The following is an 18,128-nucleotide window of genomic DNA, read 5'->3' as shown; positions in this document are numbered from 1 at the left end:
GTGGAGAGATGCCCGCCTGCCGGTGGGGTGCAGGCACAAAAAAAAGGGAGGGCGTTGCCGCCCTCCCCCGATTTTCTTCGCCTTGGCTATCAGGCGGCGAGCTTGCGCAGCACGTAGTGCAGGATGCCGCCGTTGAGGAAATATTCCAGCTCGTTGACGGTATCGATCCGGCAACGGGTGAGGAAGGTTTCCTTGGTGCCGTCCTCGCGAGTGAGCTCGACTTCCACGTCCTGGCGCGGGCGGAGGCCGGCCACGTTCTTGATCGTGAAGGTGTCGCTGCCCTTGAGCTTCAGCGTCTCGCGGGTCACGCCCTCGGCGAACTGCAGAGGCAGGATGCCCATGCCGACTAGGTTCGAGCGGTGGATGCGCTCGAAGCTCTCGGTGATGACGGCGCGGACGCCGAGCAGGTTGGTGCCCTTCGCCGCCCAGTCACGCGACGAGCCGGTGCCATATTCCTTGCCCGCGACGATCACGAGCGAAGTGCCGTCGGCCTTGTGACGCATTGCGGCGTCGTAAATCGGCATTACCTGACCACCATAGCGGGTCATGCCGCCCTCGATGCCGGGCACCATTTCATTCTTGATGCGGATATTCGCGAAAGTGCCGCGGACCATGACTTCATCGTTGCCGCGGCGCGCGCCGTAGCTGTTGAAGTCCTTCTTCGCCACCTGATGCTCCTGCAGGAAGGTGCCTGCGGGGCTGTCGGCCTTGATCGAGCCGGCCGGCGAGATGTGGTCGGTGGTGATCGAGTCGCCGAGGATGGCGAGGGGCTTGGCTTCGATGATGTCGGTGACCGGAGCCGGGGTCATCGACATGCCCTCGAAATAGGGCGGGTTGTGGATGTAGGTCGAGCTGGTCGGCCACGAATAGGTGTCCGAGCCCGTCACGTCGATCTTCTGCCAGTGCGCATCGCCGGCGTACACGTTCGCGTAGCGCGAGCGGAACATCTGGTCGTCGATGTTGGCACTGATCAGCCCGGCGACTTCCTCGTTCGTCGGCCAGATGTCCTTGAGGAACACGTCCGCGCCGTCCGAACCCTGGCCGATCGGCGTCTCGTACATGTCCTCGGTCACCGTGCCCTTGAGCGCATAGGCGACCACCAGCGGCGGCGAGGCCAGGAAGTTCGCGCGCACGTCCGGCGAGACGCGGCCCTCGAAGTTGCGGTTGCCCGACAGCACCGAGGCAGCGACGATGTCGTTGCCGTTGATCGCCGCCGAGATCGGCTCGGCGAGCGGACCCGAATTGCCGATGCAGGTCGTGCAGCCATAGCCGACCAGGTTGAACCCGATCGCGTCCAGATCCGCGGACAGACCCGTCTTGTTGAGATAGTCGGTCACCACCTGCGAGCCCGGCGCGAGCGAGGTCTTCACCCACGGCTTGCGGGTCAGGCCCTTCTCGCGTGCCTTGCGGGCGACAAGGCCGGCCGCGATCAGCACCGAGGGGTTCGAGGTGTTGGTGCACGAGGTGATCGCCGCGATCACCACGTCGCCGTCACCGATGTCGTGGTCCTTGCCCTCGACGGGCACGCGCACGGCATGGTCCTTCTTGTAGACCTTGGTCAGGTCGCCGTTGAACACTTCGTCGACGCTGTCGAGGCTGACGCGGTCCTGCGGGCGCTTCGGGCCGGCGAGCGACGGACGCACCGTCGACATGTCGAGCTCGAGCGTGTCGGTGAAGATCGGCTCCGGACCATCGACCGAGTGCCAGAAGCCCTGCGCCTTGGCATAAGCTTCCACGAGCGCAACAGTCTCGTCCGGACGGCCGGTGAGGCGCATGTAATCGAGCGTCTTGTCGTCGATCGGGAAGAAGCCGCAGGTCGCGCCGTACTCGGGCGCCATATTGGCGATCGTCGCACGGTCCGCCAGCGTCATCGCGTGCAGGCCCGGGCCGTAGAACTCGACGAAGCGGCCGACCACGCCCTTGGCGCGCAGCATCTGGGTGACGGTCAGCACCAGATCGGTCGCGGTGATGCCCTCACCAAGCTTGCCGGTCAGCTTGAAGCCGACGACTTCCGGGATGAGCATCGACACCGGCTGGCCGAGCATCGCGGCTTCGGCCTCGATGCCGCCCACGCCCCAGCCGAGCACGCCCAGGCCGTTGACCATCGTGGTGTGGCTGTCGGTGCCGACCAGCGTATCCGGATAGGCGATCACGGCGCCGTCGGTGGTCTTGGACGACCAGATCGACTGCGAGATATATTCGAGGTTCACCTGGTGGCAGATGCCGGTGCCCGGCGGAACCACCGAGAAATTGTCGAGCGCCTTCGAGCCCCATTTGAGGAACTCGTAGCGCTCCGCATTGCGCTCATATTCCAGCGCGACGTTATCCTCGAACGCCTTGGGCGTGCCGAACTCGTCGACCATCACCGAGTGATCGATGACGAGGTGGACGGGGACCTGCGGATTGATCTTCTGCGCGTCGCCGCCGAGCTTGGTGATCGCATCGCGCATCGCGGCGAGATCGACCACGCAGGGAACGCCGGTGAAGTCCTGCATCAGCACGCGGGCCGGGCGATACTGGATCTCGCGGTTCGAGCGCGCATCCTTCTGCCAGTCGACGATCGCCTGGGCATCGTCCTTGGTGACGGTGACGCCGTCCTCGAAGCGCAGCATGTTCTCGAGCAGCACCTTCATCGAGAAGGGCAGGCGGCTGATGTCGCCGAGCTTCTTCGCGGCCTTGGGCAGCGAGAAGAAGTCGTAGCTGGCGGTGCCGACAGTGAGCGTGTCGCGGGTGCCGAGGGTATCGTTGCCGATCGCGGTCATGAGGCGCGGGGTCCTTTCTTTTGTCCGGCCGGGCGCTCGGGGGACGTGGCATCTTTATAGAGCCGCGCGGGCGCACCGGAGTGCTGCGAATGCGAAGATTCGCGGGTGCCGCTAGCACGGGGAGGGGGCGGGGGGAAGGGGAGGAGGTAACCCATCGCTGCCCGGATGTAGTCCGCTGTGGCTATTCGGCTGCCGAAGTCTAATCCGGTTGTAGGTTGATGAAGCGAAGCGCCGTTTCGTACCGCATGGCCCGCAAGGTACGGACTTCGTCGCGAAGAGAGACTTTGCTGAAAAATGGAATGTTGAAATCGCCGTTCTCTCTCGGCGTGTCGGCAATGAAAAACTCAACTTTCCAAGGATGTTCTTCATTCTGGCGCGCGTTATCGAGCGCCTCGCCTGCTGCCTCACCCGCTCTCTCTACAACCAATTCACGGAGTCGGACCCAAGCAGCTTCGAACATACTGAAGTGCCTAGCGGAGTTTGCGCCCTGCTTAAAGAAATGGCTTAGGACGCTCGATCTGCGCGAGCTCTTTTTGATATGGATGAAGCGTTTTCCAGCGATGTCTAGAATATCGCACGATTCAAAGGCGGATCTGTCAACGCCTGGAATGGATATAAGGGCTCGATCGAGTAGCAGGTACCTTGGATTTTGCGCGAGTCTCGCATTATAATCCGCCTCGGATTCGTAGTGACCATCACCATCTTCGTTATAAATCTTCCTAAGTGGCTCTGGCTGCTCGTCCCAATCCTCAATCAGATCAGAGAAGCCCTCTTCGATGGCATCCTTAAAACCCTGTTCAATGCGGTACCATTCGCCTTCATTAATGGCGTAGCGTTCGTTTTCGTGAACTAACGACCCAACAAGGGCGGTGCGGACGGGCCATTTTGCGTCAGGTCGGGCATCATCATCGAATTTCGCGATGATCCTGTGATCACGCAGCGTTTGCGCTGTGAGATCGGCGAGCCGCCCCCCCATAGACGCCACGTAATGGCGCAGCAGTAGGTCGGGGTGGGCGCCTCGCATGCCTGGGCCAGCAAATTTGTAAGAAACCGCGACGTCGTCAAAGCCTATGGGAAGGCCAAATTCGAAACGAGTTTCACCGGCTCTGATGCTGTCGGCTGCGAGGTCATCTAAATCTTCCGAGAGTTGCTTGTCCGCGACCGGCATAACGGAATCTAGAATCGCAAATTGTGTCTGCTGATATGCGTCGGATTCATAATAATCGAGTGCGTCAGATGCCAAGTCTGGCAAATCGTCTAGGCCAAATTCTCCAGTTACCCGAAGCGATCTCGAACCGGTCATCGATTCTGCGGAAGCATCGTCACGAGTACGTCCGCTGATTTTCCGGATGAGATCGAGTGCGTCATCGAGGCCAAACGAGGTCAAGCCTCTTTGAAATGGAGAAAGAGCGACGCCTCGGAGCGCGTCACCCAAATTGGCCCGTTCAAGGCGCTTTAGCTTGGTGTCGTCCAGTGCGTTGATTGCGGCCCGCAGTCCGAAATCGCCCTCAAACCGATGTTCGTCAAGATACATCCAGCCATGTGCGAAGGTTGATGCGAACAGACGCCCGGATGACCAGAAAAGTAGTACGCCAGCCGCAGCGCTTGTTGAGATATTACCGGGCACCATGAAGTGCCCTCTCACTTCTCTCAACCACGTTGGGACGTGTTCGTCTCCGACGAAAACATACAAACGAGCGCCGTCTCCAAAATTCTCGTCGGTTACGATTTGAGTTGTTGGACGGCCGATTTTTAGAAGAGATTCCTCGGTAAATACCTCTTCATAGGAGTTTATGTCCTCCTTCCCGAGATACAAGGTCAGGGTCTTCTTGGTCATCATCTCTCCCCCGCTATGAAGCGATGATCATTCAAATCTAGGTTTATAAAAAGAGGTTCTTCCGGGAAAGCGAGTGTCGCATTGGGGTGATTTCAGAATGTTCTTAATTTGTTCTTTCAATGTAGGAAAATCCCCCATAACTGAGTCGGCTCCTGGGAAGAGGAGCGAGTCGCATGGCGGGCGAATTCGGGCGGTTACGTTGGTCGGGGGCGGTGCGGGAGGCTTTCCTGCGCGGGCTGGCGGCGCATGGTTCGGTGCGGCGGGCGTGCCGCGAGACGGGGATGAGTACGGCCGGCGCTTATCATGCGCGCAGGCTCGATCCTGATTTTGCCCGGCTCTGGGCCAGGGCGGTGGCGCGGGCCGGCGAGGCTCGGGCGGCGCGGCTGAGTGAGGCGGCGGCGAAGCATGCGCGGCGCGACGGGATGTTCGGTGCCTATCGCAGGCGGCGGGACGGCTGGACAGAGGTGCGGGTGCGCATCTTCCTTCGCGCGCTCTCAGAGACCGGCTGCGTGCGCGATGCCTGCCAGCGGGCGCGGATCTCCAGCACCTCCGCCTATCGGATGCGCCAGCGCGACGCGAAGTTCGCCGAGGCCTGGGCGAAGGCGCTCGACCGGGCGCTGCCGACGCTCGAGCAGGCGGCCTGGGAACGCGCGGTGATGGGCTGGGACGAAGTGGTGTGGAAGGACGGGGTGGAAGTGTCGCGCAAGCGGCGCTTCTCTGATGCGCTGCTCCGCTTCCTGATCAACCATGCCGGCGCCGGCCAGCCGCACCGTAAGCTCAGCGAGAAGGAACTGATCGCGCAGGCGCGGGCGGCCGCCTATGCCGCGGGCGGCTATTTCGAGCTGCGCGCGACCTCCGAGGAAACCGATGCCGCGATCATGCGCAAGCTCGACGCGATCGACCGGGCGCGGGCGCGCGAGGCGGCGGATGCGGCCGAGAAGGCTGCGGCCGAGGCCGCGGCGCTGGGCGAAGGGTTCGGGGAGGAGGACGACGACGAGGATTGGGACGAGGACGACGACGGCGAGGACGAGGAGGATGCGCCGGCGGAGTGGGTGCCGAAGACGTTCGGGCAGCCGCGGATTACGGGGATGTAGTTCGGCTTGCTCCCCTACCTGCAAGGGAGGGGTTGGGGGCGGGTTGTGCCCCCTGCGAAGGCCGGGGGAGCCCAGCCAGTCGGTCGGTGAATAAAGAAAAAGCCGGGCATCGAGCCCGGCTTCTTCTAACCCACCCCTAGCCCCTACCTTCCAGGGAGGGGAATTGGATCAGGTTAGAACAACAGGGTCAGCGCGTAGAACAGGGCGCCGACCGCCGCCGAGGCGGGGATGGTGATGATCCAGGCGGTGATGACGTTGCCGGCCACGCCCCAGCGGACCGCCGAGGCTCGCCTTGCGGTGCCGGCGCCGATCACCGCGCCGGTGATCGTGTGGGTGGTCGACACCGGGATGCCGAGCACCGAGGCGCCGAACAGCACGATCGAGCCGGCCAGCGAGGCGCTGAAGCCCTGGTGCTGGGAGAGCTTGGTGATGCGGCTGCCCATCGTCTCGATGATCTTCCAGCCGCCGCTCAGCGTGCCGAGCGCGATCGCGATATAGCAGGAGATCGCCACCCAGTGCGGCACGTGGAACTCGCCGTGGAGATAGCCGGTCGAGTAGAGCAGCACGGTGATGATGCCCATCGTCTTCTGCGCGTCGTTGAGGCCGTGGCTCAGCGAATAGGCGCCCGAGGAGACGAGGTGCAGCATGCGGAAGCTGCGCTCGGCGGTGCGCGAGGTGGCGCGCATGAACAGCCAGGAGGTGATGAGCATCACCAGCATCGCCAGGATCATGCCGATCGTCGGCGAGAGGACGATGGCGATGAGGGTCTTGTTGAGGCCGGTCCATTTGACGCCGGTGAGGCCGGCATGGGCGACGCCCGAGCCGATCATCCCGCCGACGAGGGCGTGGGAGGAGGAGGACGGGATGCCCTTGAGCCAGGTGACGACGTTCCAGAACATCGCGCCGACCAGCGCGCCGAAGACGACCGCGGGGGTGATGAAGTTCTTGTCGATCAGGCCCTGGCCGATCGTGTCCGCGACCTTGTGGAGCGCGGGGAAGGCGATGGTCAGGAAATAGGCCGCGAAGTTGAACACCGCGGCGAAGGCGACGGCGTGGACCGGCTTGAGGAGGCGCGTCGCCACGACGGTGGCGATCGAGTTGGCGGCGTCATGCAGGCCGTTGAGGAAATCGAACGCGAGCGCGACGATTATCAGGCCGATGAGCAGCGGTAGGGCGAGTTCGTGCATCGCTCTGGGCCTCTATCAGGCGTGGTCGATGACGATGCCGTCGATCTCGTTCGCGACATCCTCGAACGCGTCGACGATGCGCTCGAGATGCTTGTAGACCTCGCGCTGGACCGAGAAGTTGAGCGCGTCGATCGGGCCTAGCTCCTTGAAGGCGCGCTTGAGGCCGTCGCGGTGGATCTCGTCGGCATGGCTCTCCATGCGGACCAGGCGCTCGGTGAGTTCGTGCAGGCGCGCGCCGTTGCGGCCGACGTCGCGGAGCAGCGGCATCGCCTCGACGACGAGGCGCGAGGCATCGACGATGATCGCGACCATGTCCTGCATCTCGCGCTCGAACTTGCTCACTTCATAGAGGTCGATCGCCTGGACGGCGGCCTGCATCTCGTCGATCGCATCGTCCATCGAGCCGATCAGCGAGGTGATTGCGCCGCGGTCGAACGGGGTGAGGAAGGTCTCGCGGACGGTGCGCAGCATCTCGCGGATGATCTCGTCGGCGTCATGCTCGCGCTCGATGACTTCGCGGACATGGTCGCGGTTGCCGTCCTGGACCAGCCGGGCGAGCGCCTCGGCGCCGGCCGCGACGGTGACGGCATGCGCTTCGAACAGCTCGAAGAAATTGCCCGTCTTGGGGAGCAGGCGCTGGAACCAGGCGAACATGGACTTCACTTTCGATTTTTCGGCGACAGCGGCGAGGATGCCGATGCGCTGGGTGGCTGCCTTGAACTCGGAGGGGCCGAAGGAGCGGATGAGGTCGCGCAGATCCTCCTCGTCGACCGCCTCGGCGGCTTCGGCGAGGCTGAACCAGCGGCGCTCGCGCTGCGACTGCTCCTTCCAGGACGAGAGTTCGGCGGTGACGGCGAGGGGGAAGACCTCGACGTCGAACATCAGCGAGGCGCCGTTGGGGCGCTTCTTGCGGTAGCGATAGGTGCCGAGCGTGGTCGGGCAGACGAGGCCGAGCACGCCCGCCTCCTCCTTCGCCTCGAGCGCGGCGGCGCTGTGGAGGGCGACGCCGGCGGGCGGGTTGCCCTTGGGAATCACCCAGCGGCCGGTCTCGCGCGAGGTCACCAGCATCACCCGCACGGGTGCGTCGATCGCGGTCCCCTCGGTGCGATAGGGCAGGGCGGCAATCTGGCGAATGGTGGCGGCTCCGGGAAAAGGCTGGCGTGGGCGTTACAAGTTCATGACTGGTACGCGCAAGTAAACATCGGCGGGGGCTGGACCATTAGGGCGCGGGCGGGAGAGCCCGCGCCCACCGATGGGTACCGCCGGAGGGAGCCGGCGGACCTGCCTGACCCCCGCATTGGGACGAGGGCCATGCGACATGGGGCGAGGGTGAGTCGCCCGAGTCCATTGATTTCGGGGCGCTATTGGCGTGCGGGACACCGTCCTCAAGCGGGACGTTGCCCATTTTGGCGGAAGTCTAGTCGAATGCGACCGGTGCCGGCCGGCCCGCGATATAGGCCCGCGCCGGATCCTCCAGCGGGAAACCGTTTACACCCAGGCGCGCAAGCAGGAGGCGGACGGTGGAGAAGCTCTGGATGCTGGTCGCCACCGACTCGGGACGGTTGAGCCAGGCCTCGGATACGAGCAGCTTCTTGCCGTGCCGCTCGACCCGGCCATCCGCGAGCAGGCGGGCGAGGCGGCGGCGCACCGTCGCCTCGGGCAGGCCGAGCGCGCGGGCGACGGCGCTGGTCCGCACTGGCACGCGCAGCGACAAAGGCGGCTCCTTGCGGCCATCGGCATAATGCCAGGCCAGCTCGCGATCGGCGTTGAGCAGCCGCGAATTGGCGGCATAGATCGTCGAGAACAGCACCAGCTCGAGCCAGTCGGCATGGGTGCGCCGGTTGGTATCGACCACCGCGAGCATCAGGTCGATCGCCGCCTGGACCCCGGCGGCGTGATGATAGGACCGGGCCATGCCGACCGCGGGCATCTGCACCCCGGCCCGCGCCATGTCGGCGACGAAGCGCACGGCGGCATCGTGGATCAGGACGAGCAGCGCCGCGATCTCGGGCGAGCGGAGCTCGGCATGGCTGGCGCGCACGCCATCGGGGCCACGCTCGCACCAGCCGGCATCGACCAGCGCGTGGACGTGGCGACGCACCGTCTCGTACGGCCGCGACAGCGACATGGCGAGCGAATGGGCCGAGACGCTCTGCGCCAGCCCCTCTCCGGCATCGAAGGAATAGGTGTCGCGCGTGATGACCGAGAAGATCGTGACCCGATCGAGATCGCCGTCGAACAGCCGGATCGCGCGGGCCAGCACTGTCGTCTGCAGCTCGGCAAGCAAGCGAGTCATGAGCCGGATCGGCGGGGGATCATGAGGCAGGCGGATCGACATGCTCTGCGCGCGATCTTCGCCGCTAGCGGCGCGGACAGCTACCCCGGGGATTCCCTATTTCGCCATTTTGAGTAGAAGGAAATGTCGGTTTCCGTTGGGGAAATCGTCTCCAATCGCCGGAACGGGTAACCATGTTTTCCTGGCTCGCCCTTAGGCTGGCGGCATAGGGACGGAAGCGATCCGTAGCGGACATGGCCGCGCAATCGGCTAGGCTGGAGACCGGTCCGGGTAGGGGGAAGGCGATGCGGGTTCTGGCGAGTCTGGCGGCAGCGATGGCAATGCTGGCCGCCTTGCCCGTGGCGGCACAGCAACAGGCTGGCCCGCCCGTGGCGCCGATCGCCCCGGCCCCACCCGCTCCACCGCGTGCGCCCTGCCGGCCGGTGGGGGACGTGCCGGTGCTCGTCATCGATCCGGGAAGCGCTGCCCGGCTGGGCGCGATCGGGCTCGATCGTGCGGCGATCTTCGCGCAGATGCACGAGACCTCGATCCCCGAGACCTCCGGCTGCTGGGCCGAGCCGGCGGGCAATTTCGACAGCCAGCTCGTCTCGGTCGGCATGTCGCAGTGGAATTTCGGCACAGGCAGCCTGCAGCCGCTGCTGAAGAGCTGGAAGAAGGGCCAGCGCGGCCAGTTCCGCCGCCAGCGCAAGGCGCTGCTACCGGTCTATGGCAAGACGATCTTCTCGCGCGACTGCCTGGCGGTGCCGGTGAAGGCGAAATGCCGGGAGAAGATACTGGCGGCGCACGGCGCCGACGGGAAGCTCAACCCCGTCATCCGGGGCGAGTTCAACGCGCTGTTCGAGAGCGACGCGATGCTGCAGGTGCAGCTCGACGCCTATCTGGTGCTGCTGGAAGCGGTGCGACAGGACCTGCTGCGCGTGTTCCCGGGTCAGACGATCACGCTGCGCAAGGTGCGATGGGCCGTCGATACCAAGGTGCAGCAGGGCGGTTTCCCGCTCGACGAGGACCTGGCCCGGCTGCGGCGCAAGCTGGCGGCGATGCCCGAGGCCGACCGGCGCGACCGGCTGGCGGCGATCTTCGCCTGGTATGGCGCGCTGGCCCGCAGCATCGACCAGGACGGGGTGCAGCGCGACTGGGCGTGGAATCTCGATCGTTGGGGCTGCATGCTCGACACCGGCCGGATCGACCCGGAGCAATATGAGATGCTGCACCTGACCTTCCTGCGCAGCCGCACTGCGATCGGCAATTCCGGGCGCTGGCAGGCGCTTACTTTCGAACGGCGGGCCAAGATCATCCTTGGGGTGGGCAGCGTCTCCGGCAGGACGGATGGAGAATGTTTGCGCTGACCCCTTGGAACTGCCGGCCCCGACAGCCATTACGTGACGGGAACATTTATCCGGAGTGCGGGCAATGCGCGGTTTGCTGGTTGTTGCGAGTATGTTGGCGGTGGCGGGTTGCGCGAAGCCCGAGAAGAATGCGCGCTACATGGCCGGCCATTTCCGCGCCCAGGCCGACCTGAAGATGGCCGACGGCACCGATGTCGGCAAGGCGATCGCCGAGGAAGTGGACGGCACGATCCGCGTGATGGTGGAAGTGCACGGCATGACCAAGGGCGTGCACGGCACCCATGTCCACACCGTCGGCAAGTGCGAGGGGCCGGACTTCGCCAGCGCCGGCGGCCATTGGAACCCGACCGCGCACCAGCACGGCAAGGACAATCCGGCCGGCCCGCATGCCGGCGATATGCCCAATCTTTCGGTGGGCGAGGATGGCCGCGACCGCACGATCTTCGTGCTGCCGGGCGGCACCTATGAAGGGCTGATGGACCAGGATGGCGCGGCGTTGGTCGTCCATGCCAATGCCGATGACTACAAGAGCGATCCTTCGGGCAATTCGGGCGGCCGCATCGCCTGCGGCGTTTTCCACGCGATGTGACGCGTGCAGAGGGCAAAGTGACGTCGGTTCTGTTTGTATGCCTGGGCAATATCTGTCGCTCGCCGCTCGCCGAAGGCGCGCTGCGGGCGGCGGCGGCGCGTGCCGGGCTGGAAGTGACGGTGGATTCGGCCGGCACCGGTGGCTGGCACGCCGGCGAGCCGCCGGATCGCCGCGCCCAGGCGGCGGCGACCCGGCACGGCACCGATATCTCCGGGCAGCGTGCCCGGCAGGTGCGGCCCGAGGATTTTCGGCGTTTCGACCATGTCTTCGCGCTCGACCGGCAGAATCTGCGCGACCTGCAGGCGATCCTGCCGGCGGATGCGACTGCCGAGCTGGGGCTGCTGATGGACCTGGTGCGGGGGCGCGAGGGCAGTTCGGTGGCCGACCCCTATTATGGCGAGGACAGCGATTTCGACGTGACCTGGGACGATGTAAGCGCCGCGGCGGATGTGCTGGTGACCCGGCTGGGCGGGCGCTAGGCTTCAGTCCGCGAAGCCCGTCGGCGTCAGGCGCAGGCGGCGCAGGTCGAGCTTGACGTCGGTCTGGAAGCGGGCCGCTGCGGCGTCGGACAGGCGCGCGGCGTGCGCCGCGTCCTTGCGGCCCATCGCGTCGGAAAAGGCGCTGCCCTGCGCGATGAAATTGAGCATATAGGTCTCGGCCAGCTCCTGTCGGGCGGCATCGTCCATTCGCACGAAACCGGGACTGGTGCCGAGCGCGCCGGCGATCTGGCTGCGCACCGCCTGCACCTGCGCGCGGCTGGTGAAGGGGACCTTGTTGGCGATCTGCCAATTCTGGACCCAATAGGCAGTCATCGCATCGGCCACGTCGCCGCGGCGCAGGCCATCCGTCGCGACATGCCGTTCCCACAGGCCGAGCAGATCGTTCTGCTGGATCACTTGGCGCAGGCGCGCGGCATTGGCCGGATCGGCCCTGGCAACGAAATCGGCGAACCGGGCGCGCACGCGCACCGAGATCGCGGGGGACGGCTGGTAGCGCGTGCCGGAGGCAGCTTTTGGGGCTGGCGGCCTGACCGTAGCGCGGCGTTCGCCGCCGCGGCTCCGTACCGTCGCGCCCAGCACATTGTTCATCTGTCCGACCGAGGCCATGGACGCGCCGAAGTCGATATATTGACCGCCGATGGCAGGGAAATCCTGCGCTGCCGCCGGCGCTGCAGCGAGAAGCAGGGCAGCGAGAATGGTGAGGCGCTGTTGCATTGCGAATGCTCCTGTCTTTGCAGCAAGTCTGGCGGGCGACCGTGACATTGGGAAGCCACGCGACAGGGGGCGACTGGGCGGGCGCGTGCCACGTTCTGCCGCGTGCCGCGCAGATACCCTTCGCGACCTTGGGGATAAGCACCTGCCTCGGATGGGGGAAGTAAAGGGCGATGTCGCTGCGGTGCTGAGATCAGGGGGCTGTGATCTCGCCGGCGGTCCGGCCAACGATCAACACGATGCGGCTGCCGGTTCTGGTCGTTGCGCCGACCCGGTTCGGGGTAGGCAGGTTTTCTTCAATAAACGAAGAAGATATGCGCCGTCCTGGTCACGATCGCGCTTGATCCGCGCGATCGGGGGAAGGTAGTGTTCCGCCCAAGGGGGAACATCACATGCATTTCGGGACCGGGTTGCGTACGGGCGCCTTGCTGGCGGCTGCTTGTCTGGCTGGGTGCAGCGGCGGCGGATCCGGCGGCGGCGGCAGTGTCGGCGCGCCGACTGCGGCAACCCCCACGCCGACCCCCAGCCCGACGGCGACCCCGACGCCCGCCGCCACGATGTTCAGCGCGGTCGGCATCGGCACGCTTTACGCAACCGTGACCTTCGACACCAATGGGAGCGGCAATCCGTTCGACGCGGGCGATTCCTCGACCGCAACGACTGCCGGAGGCGAGTTCGGCCGGGATTCGGGAGTCGATCCCCGCTGGACATCCGGAACGGTGCCCGCGACCGCGAGCATGGCCATGCAGGCCTGGGGTCGCGACAGCGTTACCGGGCTTCCGCTCACCATCATGAATGCTCCCGCGGGCGCCACGGTGATCTCGCCCTATAGCGCGCTGGTGTTTGCGCATGGCAATGAGGCTGCGGTCCGCAGCGCGCTCGGGCTCGCCAGCGGGACCGACGCGATCCGCGCGACGCTGAATCCGCTGACGTTCAACCCGGCGCAGAACCTGGCGAACAGTGATGCGGCGGTGGCGCGGGACGCGGCGCGGATGACGTCGGTCAACCTGCAGCTGTTCGTGATGGGCATATTGGGCAAGGCGACCAATGGCGACCGCCCCGATACCGCGGGGCCCATCGACCTCTCGTCGCGCTATCTGGCCGAGCTGGTTCGCGAGGGCGTGGGGCTGCGGCTTACCGACCGGGCGGTGATCCTCGCGGCGCTGCGCAAGACTGCCTATAAGGTCTCGGGCGATGAGCGGCTCGGCCGGATGGCGGATTATATCTCGGCCTATTTCCGGGCGATCCCCGCCTTGCTCGGCAATCCCGCCGAAGCGCGGGCGTGGATGCACGCCTTCCAGTTCGGGGTGCTGGCGGACATCCAGGCGCCGGGCTTCTCGGCTCCGGGGCTGGTCGTGCCCGACGAAGCCGCGATCCAGGCCACGGCCGCCACCTTCATGGACGCGCCGGCACCCGTCGGCACGGCATTCTTCACGACGACGGACTATCGCGAGCTCAGCAACCACCCGATCGCGGCGATGGACTATCGCGCGGTCCTCACGGGGTGCAACAGCCACCTGGCGCTTCCGACCTGCAATGATTCCGAAGGGTATCTCGGAATGAACATCGTCGATGGGCAGCCGGTCGCCCGGGTGACGGCGGTTGCCCCGAAAGACCCGGCGGTGCTCTCCGTCACCGTCAATGCGGACGGCAGCATGACAATTGCGCGGGTGGGCGGTTTCACCGGGCTGACCTGGTTCAGCTATACCGCGCAAATGCCGAGCGGCGCGACCGCGACCGGGCGGGCCTATGTGCGGATGCGGCCCTTCTAGGCTCCGCCGAACGCTTCGAGGCCCGTCGCCATGCCGGGCAGCCACATCTTCGTGGCGAACTGCCAGGTGGCGAGCAGGATGAAGGCGCTGGCCGCCAGCAGCGCGGCGACGGCGCCGATGCGCAGTGCCGGGGCGGCATCGGCACGGCGGGCGCGGATGAAGGCTTCGGCGACGGCGAGGTTGGGCAGGTAGAAGGCGAAGTCCATCACCATGTCGAAGCCGCCGCGGAAATCGGCGGTGTGGCCGAGCTTGCCGAAGCACAGGAACCAGAAGCCATATTCCATCCGGTACAGCCAGGAGCCGATCGCCAGCGCGAACAGGCGGATGGCCCAGGCGCGGTGCGTCTCGAAGCGGCGGGCGCGGGCGTTGGTGAAGGCGAGCGCCGCGCACAGCACCATCAGCGCGCCGTAGAGGCCGAAGCCGATGTCCATGGCCGGGCCGCCGACCGTGCCCTTGGCCAGGATGAAGCCGAGCCCGCCCAGCCCGGCGATCGCGGCGGCGGTGACGTAGAGCCGGCCGAGCCAGCGGTGGAGCGCCGGGATGCGGGCGCGGATCGCGGCGATCAGCTGGACCGGGCCGAGCAGCAGCAGGATGCCGCCGGTGACGAAATGCGCGCCGATCGCGATCGTGGCGAACGGCGTGGCGGCCTCGTGCAGCCGGGGCAGGCTTTCATTCCAGCGATCGGGCGCGCCGCCCGCCAGGGTGCCGCCATAGAAGGCGAGGATATAGGCGCCGAACAGGGCAGCGCTCAGCCAGCTTGCCGCGACCAGCAGGATCGATGCGCCGCGCAGGGCCTGGGTGCCGGTGCCCGGCGGATCCTGCGTCGATATGCCTTGCGCCAGTGTCGCCATGTCCGGGCCTCGCTTGTTGCGCGCGGAGTAGAGCGCGATTGCGGCGCGGGCGCCAGCTGTCGCTTGTGATGATTTCGCGCCCGTCTTTTCCCCGGGAAACAAGCCTGTATAACCCTGCCCAGGGCGGGGGCCCATGGGGAGCATGGATGGCCGAAGCCGACACCGCCTGGCCAAGCCACGGCGGGGAAACAGGGGAAAGACTGCGTGCGCCCGACTTCGCGGTGCCCGAGCTCGGGCCGGTCGCGGAGTGGCCGGGCGAGCTCAAGGTCGCGCTCGACCTGATGCTGGCATCTCCCCAGCGCGCCTTCGTCACCTGGGGGGCGGACTATCTGTTCTTCTACAACGACCGGATCCTCGAGGCCTATCGCGACGAGAATGCCCGGATCTTCGGGCGCTCCTACAACAAGAGCTGGCCGCAGGTCTGGGACAAGGTGGGGCAGCATTTCGAGCGGGCGCTGGGCGGCGAGGCGGTGGTCCGTCCCGGGCTGCACGTGCAGGCGGTGCGCGGCAATGGCGAGAAGGTCGATATCCGGGTCGATCTGGCGATGACGCCGATCCGCGGGGCGGATGGCGCGGTGCTCGGCATCTTCGGGACCAGCGCCGACCGCACCGAGCATTACGAGACGGCGGAGCGCGAGCATGAGGCGCGCGGGGCGCTGGAGGAGAAGACGCGGACGCTTGAGGTGGTCAACCAGGCGGGCGTGGCGATCACCGGCGAGCGCGACAGCGCACGCGTGGCGCAGACCGCGGTGGATGCGGGGGTGGCGCTGATCGGGGCGAAGTTCGGCGCCTTCTTCTACAACCATGTCGATGACGACCAGGCCGAGGCGTACATGCTCTACGCGCTGGCCGGGGCACCGCGATCCGCCTTCGAGAAATTCCCGATGCCGCGGATCACGCGGCTGTTCGAGCCGACCTTTGCCGGCACCGGGATCATCCGGGTGGACGATGTCACGCTCGACCCGCGCTATGGCGACAACGCGCCGTTCCGCGGCATGCCGGAGGGGCATCTGCCGGTGCGCTCCTATCTGGCGGTGCCGGTGCGCACGCCCTCGGGCGATGTGATCGGCGGGCTGCTCTATGGCCATCCCGAGCCCGGGCGGTTCAGCGAGGCGGCCGAGGCGAGCCTGGTCAGCCTGGCGGGCCAGGCAGCGCTGGCGATGGACAATGCCCGGCTGTTCGAAGCGGTCGAGCGCGAGCTGCATCGCCGCGCCCAGGCCGAGGAAGAGCTGCGCGTGCTCAACGAGGGGCTGGAGATCCGCGTCGCGGAAGCCGTGCTCGAGCGCGAGGCGGTGTTCGCGGCGCTCCAGCAGGCGCAGAAGATGGAGACGATCGGCAAGCTGACCGGCGGCGTGGCGCACGACTTCAACAACCTTCTCCAGGTGATCTCGGGCAACCTCCAGCTGCTCGCGCGCGACGTGCAGGGGAACGAGAAAGCCGAGCGCCGGGTGGCGAACGCGCTGGCCGGCGTGCAGCGCGGATCGAAGCTCGCCAGCCAGCTGCTCGCCTTTGGCCGGCGCCAGCCGCTCGAGCCGCGGGTACTCAACGTCGGCAAGTTCCTGGGTGGGATGGAGGACATGCTCCGCCGTGCGCTGGGCGAGGCGATCGCGATCGAGGTCATTACCTCGGGCGGGCTTTGGAACTGCCAGGCCGACCCGACCCAGCTCGAGAATGCGATCCTCAACCTCGCGATCAACGCGCGCGACGCGATGCAGGGCACGGGCAAGCTGACGATCGAGGCGGCCAATGCCTCGCTGGACGATGACTATACGCGGCGGCTCGAGGACGTGCCCGCCGGGCAATATGTGATGCTGGCGGTGACCGACACCGGCAGCGGCATCCCGCCCGAAGTGATCGAGCAGGTGTTCGAGCCGTTCTTCTCGACCAAGCCGGAGGGGCAGGGATCGGGCTTGGGGCTGTCGATGGTCTATGGCTTCGTCAAGCAGTCCGGCGGGCATGTGAAGCTCTATTCGGAAGTCGGCCACGGCACGACGGTGAAGCTGTACCTCCCGCGCGTGCGCAAGCGCGAGGAAGTGCTTGTCGCCTCGCACGAGACGGTGGCGATGCGCGGTGGCAGCGAGACGATCCTGGTCGCCGAGGACGATCCCGATGTGCAGGCGACGGTGGTCGAGCTGCTGACCGAGCTGGGCTATACCGTGCTGCGCGCCAATGACGCGCAGAGTGCCCTGAGCGTGATCGAGAGCGGAGTGGCGATCGACCTGCTGTTCACCGATGTGGTGATGCCCGGCGCGCTGAAGAGCCCCGAGCTGGCACGGCTGGCGCGGGCGCGGCTGCCCGAACTCGCGGTGCTGTTCACCTCGGGCTATACCGAGAATGCGATCGTTCATGACGGCCGGCTCGATGCGGGCGTGGAGCTGCTGTCCAAGCCGTACACGCGCGAGCAGCTGGCGCGGAAGGTGCGCGCGGTGATCGAGGGGAAGCGGGGGTAGCGGCTGGTCGCTGCCCTGACCTCCCTTTTTTGTCATCCCGGGCTTGAGCCGGGATCCCGCTGTCTTGCCCCGCCGAAGAAGAAGCGGGACCCCGGCTCAAGGCCGGGATGACGGGGTCGTTTGGGGTGACGGGTCAGGGGCTTCAGCCGTTCAGCGGATAGCGCGCCACCGCGTCGTAGCGCGCGCCTTCGTGGCCGAGACTGCTTTCGAACAGGAAGAAATGGTCGAGCGTGAAGGGGGTGCTGGCGAGGCCGGCATGCGCTTCGACGAAGCGTTCGACGACCTCGGTGGGGCTGTTCATCCGCGCCAGGGTGATATGCGGCAGATAGGCGCGGCCTTCCGGCGGCTGGCCGGCGCGGACCAGCGCCTGATCGACCTTGCGGTGGAGCGCGGCGAGCTGCTCCTTTGGGCGCACGCCGGCCCAGACCGCGTTCACCCGGCCGCGCTTGTCGAACGCGCCGACGCCTTCCAGGGACAGTTCGATCGGCGGCCAATAGACGCCTGACAGAGCAGTCGCCGCATCCTCGGCGGCGCGCTCGTCGACATCGCCGATGAAGCGCAGCGTGATGTGGAGCTGGTCGTCATCCTGCCAGCGGGCACCGGGGATGCCGCCCATCAGGCCGAGCAGCTTGGCGCGGATCGGGGCGGGAGGACGCAGGCCGACGAACAGGCGGATCATACTCAGGGCTGATAGCCCCGGTTTTGCTTGAAAACACCCCGTATGAGCGCGATA

At 66.3% G+C, this 18,128-nt stretch carries 14 protein-coding genes; 6 read left to right on the top strand and 8 right to left on the bottom strand.

Features of this window, described 5'->3' with window-relative positions; translation table 11 throughout:
• Positions 1-89 precede the first annotated feature (89 nt).
• Both acnA and O3305_RS12415 read right to left on the bottom strand, forming a co-directional pair.
• Positions 90-2,762: an aconitate hydratase AcnA gene (gene acnA, locus O3305_RS12420; protein WP_269572844.1), complete on the bottom strand. Its 2,673-nt coding sequence runs from the start codon at positions 2,760-2,762 to the stop codon at positions 90-92.
• Between the two features lie 199 nt (positions 2,763-2,961).
• A complete protein-coding gene (locus O3305_RS12415) occupies positions 2,962-4,599 on the bottom strand; it encodes a TIGR04141 family sporadically distributed protein (protein ID WP_269572843.1) in 1,638 nt (545 codons plus the stop codon).
• A gap of 173 nt (positions 4,600-4,772) precedes the next feature.
• Here O3305_RS12415 and O3305_RS12410 point away from each other — a divergent pair, with 173 nt between their 5' ends.
• Positions 4,773-5,693, top strand: coding sequence for a hypothetical protein (locus O3305_RS12410; RefSeq protein ID WP_269572842.1), 921 nt, complete (start codon positions 4,773-4,775; stop codon positions 5,691-5,693).
• A gap of 173 nt (positions 5,694-5,866) precedes the next feature.
• Here O3305_RS12410 and O3305_RS12405 read toward each other — a convergent pair whose 3' ends face one another.
• From O3305_RS12405 to O3305_RS12395, 3 genes are all read right to left on the bottom strand, one after another.
• Entirely contained in the window at positions 5,867-6,880 is a 1,014-nt protein-coding gene (locus tag O3305_RS12405; RefSeq protein WP_184169155.1) for an inorganic phosphate transporter, read from the bottom strand.
• Positions 6,881-6,895: 15 nt separating this feature from the next.
• Complete coding sequence (locus O3305_RS12400) at positions 6,896-7,951, bottom strand: DUF47 family protein (protein ID WP_269576507.1); 1,056 nt, start codon at positions 7,949-7,951, stop codon at positions 6,896-6,898.
• 346 nt (positions 7,952-8,297) lie between these two features.
• Positions 8,298-9,176, bottom strand: a complete 879-nt coding sequence (locus tag O3305_RS12395; RefSeq protein WP_184169154.1) for a hypothetical protein — start codon at positions 9,174-9,176, stop codon at positions 8,298-8,300.
• A 284-nt stretch (positions 9,177-9,460) separates the two neighbouring features.
• On the opposite strand from O3305_RS12395, the gene O3305_RS12390 reads away from it, so the two are divergent.
• The 3 genes from O3305_RS12390 to O3305_RS12380 all read left to right on the top strand — a co-directional run bounded on the left by O3305_RS12390 (position 9,461) and on the right by O3305_RS12380 (position 11,590).
• Positions 9,461-10,522 (top strand): hypothetical protein, encoded by a 1,062-nt coding sequence (locus O3305_RS12390; RefSeq protein ID WP_269572841.1) that lies wholly within the window; start codon positions 9,461-9,463, stop codon positions 10,520-10,522.
• Positions 10,523-10,613: 91 nt separating this feature from the next.
• Complete coding sequence (locus O3305_RS12385; protein ID WP_260396214.1) at positions 10,614-11,111, top strand: superoxide dismutase family protein; 498 nt, start codon at positions 10,614-10,616, stop codon at positions 11,109-11,111.
• Between the two features lie 17 nt (positions 11,112-11,128).
• Positions 11,129-11,590, top strand: a complete 462-nt coding sequence (locus tag O3305_RS12380) for a low molecular weight protein-tyrosine-phosphatase (RefSeq protein ID WP_269572840.1) — start codon at positions 11,129-11,131, stop codon at positions 11,588-11,590.
• A 3-nt stretch (positions 11,591-11,593) separates the two neighbouring features.
• On the opposite strand, the gene O3305_RS12375 is transcribed toward O3305_RS12380, so the two are convergent.
• A complete protein-coding gene (locus O3305_RS12375; protein ID WP_269572839.1) occupies positions 11,594-12,325 on the bottom strand; it encodes a DUF6683 family protein in 732 nt (243 codons plus the stop codon).
• A gap of 389 nt (positions 12,326-12,714) precedes the next feature.
• Here O3305_RS12375 and O3305_RS12370 point away from each other — a divergent pair, with 389 nt between their 5' ends.
• Entirely contained in the window at positions 12,715-14,094 is a 1,380-nt protein-coding gene (locus O3305_RS12370) for a hypothetical protein (protein WP_269572838.1), read from the top strand.
• Here O3305_RS12370 and O3305_RS12365 read toward each other — a convergent pair.
• Positions 14,091-14,945 (bottom strand): DUF2306 domain-containing protein, encoded by an 855-nt coding sequence (locus tag O3305_RS12365; RefSeq protein ID WP_269572837.1) that lies wholly within the window; start codon positions 14,943-14,945, stop codon positions 14,091-14,093. The two genes, O3305_RS12370 and O3305_RS12365, sit on opposite strands and share 4 nt — an antisense overlap.
• A 146-nt stretch (positions 14,946-15,091) precedes the next feature.
• Between O3305_RS12365 and O3305_RS12360 the strand changes: the two genes are divergently transcribed.
• Positions 15,092-17,395 carry an ATP-binding protein gene (locus O3305_RS12360; RefSeq protein WP_269572836.1) on the top strand — a complete coding sequence of 768 codons (2,304 nt, stop codon included), beginning with the start codon at positions 15,092-15,094 and terminating at the stop codon, positions 17,393-17,395.
• 142 nt (positions 17,396-17,537) lie between these two features.
• On the opposite strand, the gene thpR is transcribed toward O3305_RS12360, so the two are convergent.
• Positions 17,538-18,074, bottom strand: coding sequence for an RNA 2',3'-cyclic phosphodiesterase (thpR, locus tag O3305_RS12355; RefSeq protein WP_269572835.1), 537 nt, complete (start codon positions 18,072-18,074; stop codon positions 17,538-17,540).
• Positions 18,075-18,128 lie beyond the last annotated feature (54 nt).

Origin of the sequence: Sphingomonas sp. NIBR02145 (assembly GCF_027359115.1) — a bacterium.
Classification (GTDB): domain Bacteria; phylum Pseudomonadota; class Alphaproteobacteria; order Sphingomonadales; family Sphingomonadaceae; genus Sphingomonas; species Sphingomonas kyeonggiensis_A.
This window is presented reverse-complemented; position numbering and strand designations above follow the sequence as displayed.

Coding starts and splice junctions, on each gene's coding strand:
- acnA (WP_269572844.1), bottom strand. CDS start 2,762: ATGACCGCGATCGGCAACGATACCCTCGGCACCCGCGACACGCTCACT.
- O3305_RS12415 (WP_269572843.1), bottom strand. CDS start 4,599: ATGACCAAGAAGACCCTGACCTTGTATCTCGGGAAGGAGGACATAAAC.
- O3305_RS12410 (WP_269572842.1), top strand. CDS start 4,773: ATGGCGGGCGAATTCGGGCGGTTACGTTGGTCGGGGGCGGTGCGGGAG.
- O3305_RS12405 (WP_184169155.1), bottom strand. CDS start 6,880: ATGCACGAACTCGCCCTACCGCTGCTCATCGGCCTGATAATCGTCGCG.
- O3305_RS12395 (WP_184169154.1), bottom strand. CDS start 9,176: ATGACTCGCTTGCTTGCCGAGCTGCAGACGACAGTGCTGGCCCGCGCG.
- O3305_RS12390 (WP_269572841.1), top strand. CDS start 9,461: ATGCGGGTTCTGGCGAGTCTGGCGGCAGCGATGGCAATGCTGGCCGCC.
- O3305_RS12385 (WP_260396214.1), top strand. CDS start 10,614: ATGTTGGCGGTGGCGGGTTGCGCGAAGCCCGAGAAGAATGCGCGCTAC.
- O3305_RS12375 (WP_269572839.1), bottom strand. CDS start 12,325: ATGCAACAGCGCCTCACCATTCTCGCTGCCCTGCTTCTCGCTGCAGCG.
- O3305_RS12370 (WP_269572838.1), top strand. CDS start 12,715: ATGCATTTCGGGACCGGGTTGCGTACGGGCGCCTTGCTGGCGGCTGCT.
- O3305_RS12365 (WP_269572837.1), bottom strand. CDS start 14,945: ATGGCGACACTGGCGCAAGGCATATCGACGCAGGATCCGCCGGGCACC.
- O3305_RS12360 (WP_269572836.1), top strand. CDS start 15,092: ATGGCCGAAGCCGACACCGCCTGGCCAAGCCACGGCGGGGAAACAGGG.
- thpR (WP_269572835.1), bottom strand. CDS start 18,074: ATGATCCGCCTGTTCGTCGGCCTGCGTCCTCCCGCCCCGATCCGCGCC.